The organism is Epilithonimonas arachidiradicis, assembly GCF_003610695.1.
Lineage (GTDB): Bacteria > Bacteroidota > Bacteroidia > Flavobacteriales > Weeksellaceae > Epilithonimonas > Epilithonimonas arachidiradicis.
The window spans coordinates 386,693-394,404 of the sequence record NZ_RAQH01000003.1 but is presented as its reverse complement, the minus strand read 5'-3'; the positions used below and the strand labels follow the sequence as shown (position 1 = coordinate 394,404).

Sequence of the window (7,712 nt, the reverse complement as noted above, 5' to 3'; positions counted from 1 at the left end):
CGTCTTGACTTATCTGACAGTCCTTGTTCTCCTTCTTCTTTATACCTTTTTATCCATCGGTGAAGTGTTGATCTTGCAATTCCACAACGTAAAGCTGTTTTCGTTACAGATCCCGATTCTAAATAGATTTTAAGCCAATCTTTGCGAGCCTTTATTTGCTGTTGCTGTTTATTCATGGATAAAATTTTTAAACTTTACACCATAAATTTAAGTCATTTTTGTAGCGGATCTATTGATACTTTACAACTAAATATTCGAAAATTAGTAATTTACATTATGGTTTAAAGATTATGAAATTCATTAGCTATATTCTTTAGATTCACATTATTTGAGTTTTTTTTCTCTAAATCCCTTATATAGTTATTTATTTCTTTTTCATTATTTAGTTTAACTTGCTTAAATATCAGCTTGTAATAATCACTGGAATTCGTATCCGTTATATCTTCTTTAAGAAAATCTCTAAAATAATCAAAATGATTGTCAAAATCGGCTCGGGGATTTAAAATAAAAATATCAATTATTCTTTTCAAAAATTTAGTTTGATAAATCTCAATATCTTTAGAATAAACATATTCTTTATTGACTATAAGTGCATCAATATATGTATATTTAGGACCAACCGCACCCGGAAATCTATTTATTATGTTTTCTATTTCATTTAAAAAAAACACAAAGCTTTCCTTACTTTTAATTTTTTTAGGACTCACATTCGATTTACCTTCACTCAAATTAAAGCCTCCTTCATCTTTACCGTAATAGAATGGATTGGTATTTATAAAATCAATATACTTTTTGTTATCACTTCCAGCTATATCCTGAATAGGATTACCATACATAATAAATAAGTAGTCTTCTAATATACCATTATCAGGTTCATCCTCATTTGTAAGGTCAAAATAATGTGTCCTATTATTTGATTTAAGTTTGAAATTTAGTTTAGTATAATTATCTTTAAAATATGATTTATTGAGTTTCCAAATCATAGAATATTCTTTTAAAATCCTGTCTCTCTCAGTTTTAACAGTTTTTGAATCTGCAGATAAATAATATTCAAAATCAAGTTTTAAGGCAGAAAAAAATAGTTCGTCATCTTTGGAAAGTTTTTGATTTGCAATTACTTGATCAATATCGTTACAGATACTTTTAATATCAAAGTTTGTATAGATTAAGTCGTGTCGATCTTGTAATTTTTTCCTTATATCAATTTTTTTGATTTCTAAATCATTATAATATTTTTTCTGATTCTTATTTAACTCTTCTGTAAAATCATTATCATTATGTGTAACAGCAAATAGCCATAATTTCAAAAAGTCTTTATCTTTTTCATTTAATTGAGAGTTATTAATTTTTTCAAAAGTTGTTAATCTTCCTTCCGTCTGAAAACTTATCAGATATTCTAAATAAATTACATTTTTAGAATTTTTTTTCAAATTGACATCCTGCAAAAACTTAAGCGCATCTTCATAATTTCCATCTTTTGGATTGCATAAACTGACTCCATAATTTAAATAATAATAATCATCAAGAGAATCAGAAAAAAAAGGATATCTAGCATCAAGCTGAGCATTGGAAAAAAATGAAGTCAAAAAAAATATGATTGGTAGAAATTTGTATATCATTAAATCGAATTATATAATTAATAAGAGATATCACAAATTTATAATTTGTGAATATCCAGCCATAAAAATAACATTAATTCCAACATCATTCAACAGAAAACAACCCTCACCCACTTCCGAAGTGGTAAAAGTTGGTTATTCAAGTGGTCGCAACCGGTTCAGAACCACCTGTAGCCACTTCAATAACTGGTTGCAGGCGGTTACCCAAGTGGTCTCTGGCGGTTGAGAACCACCCAAAGATGGTTAGGTAAGTGGGTGTGACCAGTTGTACAACCAGTCTCAGGTACTTCGAGACCGGTTGCAACCATTTCACAACCGGGCAAAGGGTGGTTCGGAACCAGGGGTACCCCCCTCCTGAACCACCCTCTACAGAATATTGACTTTATCAAAATGATGAGTATTGATGAGTATTGCAGAGATTTCCCTTGAAATTTATAATTAGAAAAATGCAATTAATCAGAAAATGAATTATTTGTTAACAATCTATTTTGGTAATTCAGGAAAAGCTTTATTTTTAGGCAAAACAAAAACAATGTCATATTACCCGTTAACAAGCATACCAGATTATTACTCCATAGACGCTCTTTTGACCGAAGAACACAAGCTTATCCGCGATTCTGTAAGAAGCTGGGTGGAGAGTTTTGTAATGCCACAGATTGATGAAGCGGCACAAAATCATACGGATATCCCAGGATTGATGAAAGAATTGGGAAATATCGGAGCACTTGGTCCATACATTCCTGAGGAATACGGCGGTCCGGGACTTGACCAAATCTCTTATGGACTCATAATGCAGGAATTGGAAAGAGGTGATTCGGCGGTTCGTTCTGCGGCTTCTGTTCAGTCTTCTTTAGTAATGTTTCCTATTTTCGAATACGGTTCCGAGGAGCAAAAAAGAAAATACCTCCCGAAGTTGGCTTCAGGTGATTTGATTGGATGTTTTGGTTTGACAGAGCCTAACCACGGCTCCGACCCTTCTTCTATGGAATCCAAATTCACAGACCAAGGCGACCACTACCTTTTAAATGGTGCCAAGATGTGGATTACCAACTCTCCTGTTGCAGATATTGCCGTAGTATGGGCAAAAGGCGAAGACGGAAAAGTAAGAGGAATGATTCTGGAACGCGGAATGGAAGGTTTCACAACACCGACAACTCATAACAAATGGAGTCTGCGAGCATCAAAAACCGGAGAACTGGTTTTCAACAATGTGAAAGTTCCGAAAGAAAATCTACTTCCTAATATTGAAGGTTTGAAAGGACCATTGTCTTGCCTTAATTCAGCGAGATATGGGATTTCTTGGGGTGTAATTGGAGCCGCAATTGACTGTTATTGCACGGCTGTTCAATATACTAAAGAAAGAAAACAATTCGGAAAACCGATTGCTTCTTTCCAGCTTCAGCAAAAAAAATTAGCGGAATTTTTAACTGAAATTACCAAAGCGCAATTGCTTTGCCTACAGTTAGGAAATCTGAAAAATGCGCATAAAGCATCGCCAGCACAAATCTCTATGGCGAAAAGAAATAATGTCAAAATGGCGATTGATATTGCCAGAGAATCCCGACAAATGTTAGGAGGAATGGGAATAATGGGAGAATTCCCGATGATGCGCCACGCTGCCAATCTAGAATCCGTAATTACCTACGAAGGAACCCACGACATCCACCTTTTGATTACCGGGATGGATATTACCGGCATCAATGCCTTCGGATAAAACTAAATCAATCTTATATATTTTTACAAAACCTGCGGAATATTTTCGCAGGTTTTTTCGTTCAGATATAAACTACAAAAGCCACAAAAGATTTATTGTTTGTATTTGTGATTTAAAAAAACTTAATATGAAAAAATACTTCGTCATTCTATTCTTCGTTTCGATCACTATTTTTGGACAAAATTTTCAAACCAAACTCTCCAATGCTGCTATTAATCTGACTAAAGACAAAGTCGTTTATGATCCTACTTATTTTAATATAAAATATCCGAATGGCGATGTGCCTGCAGGGAAAGGTGTTTGTACAGATGTTGTCATCAGAGCTTACAGAGAATTGGGAATCGATTTGCAGAAGGAAGTCCACGAAGATATGGCAAAGAATTTCTCCAAATATCCAAAGAAATGGGGATTGAAAAGACCTGATACCAATATCGATCACAGGCGTGTTCCGAATCTGATGGTTTTCTTTTCGAGATTTGGGAAAGTAAAGCCTATTACAAATGATGCCAAAGATTATGTTCCGGGCGATATTGTAACCTGGGATTTACCTAAAAATCTGACACATATCGGAATTGTTGTCAATAAAAAATCAGCAGATGGCAAACGATATTTGATTTCTCATAATATCGGAGCTGGGCAGGTTTTACAGGATTGTCTTTTTGATTGGACGATTACGGGGCATTATCAATATTCTAAGTAGAAGATATTGAACCACAAAAGTCACAAAAGACATTACTATTATGGATATTAAAAAAGAACAAAAAAGAGTTTATAACCGCTACTTATTTTATCTTTTTGTTAATCTAAAAAACTTTTGTGACTTTTGTGGTTTATAAATATTTATAATGAAAAGGATTTTCCAACTTTTATTTCTGAGTTTTTGCTTTCTATTCCAGGCTCAAAACCTTAAAATCATTCAGAAACCGATTGATTATTCCAAAGAAAGAATGAAGCTGAGTCTGGATTATATGAAAGACCATCACAATTTAATCCAGAAAACCCCGAATATCACACCTAAAATCATTGTTCTGCATTACACCGCTGGTGGAACTATTGAGTCGAATTTCAGATACTTCAACAATTTATATCTGGAAAACCAAAGAGCAACACTTAAGAAACAAAGTTCTCTCAATGTTTCTGCTCATTTTCTAGTTGACAGAGACGGAACGGTTTATCAATTGGTTGATCCAGAATTGTTTGCAAGACATACGATTGGATTGAATTATTGCGCCATTGGTATAGAAAATATCGGAAGTAAATCTCAACCTTTGACCGATAAGCAAGTTGAAGCCAATGTAGAATTAGTCAAATATCTTGCAAAAAAATATCCGATTGAATATCTCATCGGGCATTCGGAATATGGTGTTTTTAGGAATTCTAAACTTTGGAAAGAAACGGATTCTAAATATTTTACCGGTAAAGAAGACCCGGGTTCTGATTTTATGAAAAAAGTAAGAGCAAAAGTAATTGATTTGAAACTGAAAAGTCAACCTTGATTAGACACTTCGACTCCGCTCTGTGTGACATCTCTAATAATAGTCGTTCACCATTGTCAGGCTGAGCGGAGTCGAAGCCTTTAGAAGTAATTTACCAACTCACCTTCTCTTTTTCCTCAAAAGGCACCTCAGAATTCAGGATTTCAAAAATCAAGTTTCTGATAGAATCCTCCACTTCAGAATCTTCGATGTCAATAAAGTTAAGTTTTTGTGGACCATTATTGACTTCTGCAAAAGACCAGATTGCCGTTTCGATATTATCAGGATTGATGTTCAAAACGTTCCTGATACAATATTTATAAATCGAAAGCTGCAAAGCTTGTTTGTAATCGTCTCGGAAAAATAATTCCGGCAGTTTTTCTTCTTTGTTTTTACCAAGATTAATTGTTAAATTTTTCGGTTTTGCCGTTTTGTAATCAATCACTCTTGTAACTCCGTCCAACTTGTCGATTCTATCAATAAAACCGTAGAAACTGATTTTGTCTGTTTGATTTTCATCCAAGAAAAAATCACAATTGATTTCTTTTTCCAAATCCAGAATCTCCAAAGCAGAACCATTTTTCACCAATTCCAAATCATATTCTACAATATTGCGCACTACCCTTTTAGCAATTTCTTTGTGGATGTAATTCATTCCCCGTTCATAAAATTCCTGCTGATGTTTGAGCTTTCCAATGGCAAAATCAATTGCTGAATCTGTTTGTTGAAGTAAATCTTCTAAATCATTAACCGATAATATTTTACCTTTAATTGGTTCGTGTAAAAATTGCAATGCATAATGAACTAAATTCCCATAATTTCTTTGCGACAATTCTTCTTCTATTTCGTTGGTTTCTCTGGTTTTAAGCAGATTATTAAGATAGAAATCAATCGGATTATAAAGATAGGTCACGAGATGTGATGGTGAAACACGGTTTTTCCATTCGTTCAAAAGTCGCATTACTTCTTCATTCTTCTCGATTTTCATCAGCTCCTGAGCAATTGGTTCCGAGGAATTTTCGATAATGATATGTTCGATATGGTGTGGGCTTTCCATTTCCAATTGGGTGATAAAACGGCTTTTTTCGCCTGTATTAACACCGGAACTCAATGCATTATAAAGCAAATGAACATTTTCCGAATTCTGAATCAATCGGTAAAAGTGATAAGCATAAATACTGTCATTTTCAAGAAAAGTATTCAAACCAAAATTCTTGCGGACATCAAATGGAATGTAAGTGTTTTGTGTATTTCCTAAAGGTAATTTTCCTTCGTTGACAGATAACAATATTATATTCTTGAAGTTCAAAAGACGCGTCTCCAAAAGCCCCATAATCTGGAATCCAGCCAACGGTTCACCCACAAAATCAATACTTTCTGAATTAACCAATTGATTGATGAGAACTTCTAAAGTTTCTATTTTGACATCAATCTGATAAGGTAATAATTGATTTTTGATGATTTTGAAAACATTCTCAAACAACGCAATATTCTCATACTGAATATCATCCAATTCCTTGAATTTGAGCTCGTAACAGAACTTAATCAACAAATCTAAAAATGTCTGATAGTTTTCGGGTTTCTGTAAAAGCTGGAAATAACTAAGGTTTCCAAGTAATTCCTGCAACAAGGTTTTAGAAATATAAACGATGTTTCTTTCTTCAATTGAAAAGATAAAATTTCGGATAATTTCAGAATCTTTTTCGTCGTTTGGCAGTTCTTCCAGGATTGGCAACACATCGGCGTAATAATAGCTTGAGGTTTTTTTTTCCTGCTGTTTCTGAAGATAGAACACCTTTTTGATTGCATTACTGAAAGACAGATTCTTCAATGGAAATCCCATTGTGATATTTACGCTTTCAACAACATTTAAACTGTCTAAAACTGCGGGTAAAAGATTTTCATCCAGCAGAACTAAAGCTGTTTCTGATAATTCTTTTTTCGGAATTTTTTTTAGGATTTCGGGAAGAAATTTCGCCTGAACAATGTTTCCCGAAACTTCGTAAGTCTTTATGTTTTTTGGCTGAGAAAATTGATTTTCTATCCATTTGAAGTCCCTGCTGTCATTAAATTCTTTCCACTTCAAAGTTTCTCGCAGGAACTTCCCGGATTCCTGTCTTTCGTCATCAATATAATATTGGTCGGCCTGGAAATAAGTTTCAGCTTTGTTCCACTGCAAAAGCTGTCTTACCAATTGCTCTTCCACTCTTGACAACGCATTAAATCCACAAAAAACAAACTGCCGATTGGTTTGTTTGGCAAAATTCTCAATTGCTGAAAAAGCGTCCTGATATAACATTCCGGAAGTGGCGAGATTTTCTTTCTTCAGTTCCGATTTCAGAAGTGGGAGAAATTCGTTCATTTTTCGCCAGAAATTGAGGTTTCGTTTTCTTGGATTGTCGTCATCACCAAGATTTTCTCCCCAATTTTTGATGCGTTCTTCATCGAGCATCCAAAGAAGGATTTTCTGATCATCATCGGAGAATTTCATCATATCGTCCCAATCTTTTTGCAAAGTCGGAAACCATTTCAGGAAACCGGAAAAATCTTCGGAAGCATCAATTTTATTATAAATACGGAATGCAAATAACCAAAGCGCAATGCCCTTGATTTCTACATTTTCTGACAATTCTGCGATGAGTTCGTCTATGGTGACGAAGTTGGGTAATAGTCCTTGGTAATGTTTTTCCTTCAGGATTCTTTTGATGAAAACCATTGGTCTTTTTCCAGGAAGAACAATATCCAATCCGGAAATGTCGTGACGATTTTCTAATAATTCTGAAATGATCTTCTGAAGAAACTGCATAAAAAAAGCCTTTAAAAACTTAAAGGCTCAATTTAATTATTTTTTTGTTGACTTGAAGCATATTTTAAACGCAAAGTCCGCAAAAGTATTTTAACTAC

The 7,712-nt window shown here is 34.1% G+C and carries 6 protein-coding genes; 3 read left to right on the top strand and 3 right to left on the bottom strand.

Features of this window, described 5'->3' with window-relative positions; translation table 11 throughout:
- Positions 1 to 176, bottom strand: a 176-nt coding sequence (locus BXY58_RS17205) for a helix-turn-helix domain-containing protein (protein WP_147366825.1), incomplete at its 3' end; no start/stop codon positions are given.
- Between the two features lie 105 nt (positions 177 to 281).
- Positions 282 to 1,619, bottom strand: a complete 1,338-nt coding sequence (locus BXY58_RS07625; RefSeq protein ID WP_120213249.1) for a hypothetical protein — start codon at positions 1,617 to 1,619, stop codon at positions 282 to 284.
- 532 nt (positions 1,620 to 2,151) lie between these two features.
- On the opposite strand from BXY58_RS07625, the gene BXY58_RS07620 reads away from it, so the two are divergent.
- The 3 genes from BXY58_RS07620 (at position 2,152) to BXY58_RS07610 (ending at position 4,829) form a co-directional block, all read left to right on the top strand.
- A complete protein-coding gene (locus tag BXY58_RS07620) occupies positions 2,152 to 3,333 on the top strand; it encodes an acyl-CoA dehydrogenase family protein (RefSeq protein ID WP_120213275.1) in 1,182 nt (393 codons plus the stop codon).
- Positions 3,334 to 3,460: 127 nt separating this feature from the next.
- Positions 3,461 to 4,033, top strand: coding sequence for a DUF1287 domain-containing protein (locus BXY58_RS07615; RefSeq protein WP_120213274.1), 573 nt, complete (start codon positions 3,461 to 3,463; stop codon positions 4,031 to 4,033).
- Positions 4,034 to 4,178: 145 nt separating this feature from the next.
- The gene (locus tag BXY58_RS07610; protein ID WP_120213248.1) at positions 4,179 to 4,829 is read left to right on the top strand and encodes a peptidoglycan recognition protein family protein; all 651 of its coding nucleotides are present in this window, start codon (positions 4,179 to 4,181) and stop codon (positions 4,827 to 4,829) included.
- A gap of 91 nt (positions 4,830 to 4,920) precedes the next feature.
- Here BXY58_RS07610 and BXY58_RS07605 read toward each other — a convergent pair whose 3' ends face one another.
- A complete protein-coding gene (locus BXY58_RS07605) occupies positions 4,921 to 7,614 on the bottom strand; it encodes a PD-(D/E)XK nuclease family protein (RefSeq protein ID WP_120213247.1) in 2,694 nt (897 codons plus the stop codon).
- Positions 7,615 to 7,712 lie beyond the last annotated feature (98 nt).

What these genes read in the sequence shown, in the direction of transcription:
- BXY58_RS07625 (WP_120213249.1), bottom strand. Translation starts at nt 1,619, where the DNA reads ATGATATACAAATTTCTACCAATCATATTTTTTTTGACTTCATTTTTT.
- BXY58_RS07620 (WP_120213275.1), top strand. Translation starts at nt 2,152, where the DNA reads ATGTCATATTACCCGTTAACAAGCATACCAGATTATTACTCCATAGAC.
- BXY58_RS07615 (WP_120213274.1), top strand. Translation starts at nt 3,461, where the DNA reads ATGAAAAAATACTTCGTCATTCTATTCTTCGTTTCGATCACTATTTTT.
- BXY58_RS07610 (WP_120213248.1), top strand. Translation starts at nt 4,179, where the DNA reads ATGAAAAGGATTTTCCAACTTTTATTTCTGAGTTTTTGCTTTCTATTC.
- BXY58_RS07605 (WP_120213247.1), bottom strand. Translation starts at nt 7,614, where the DNA reads ATGCAGTTTCTTCAGAAGATCATTTCAGAATTATTAGAAAATCGTCAC.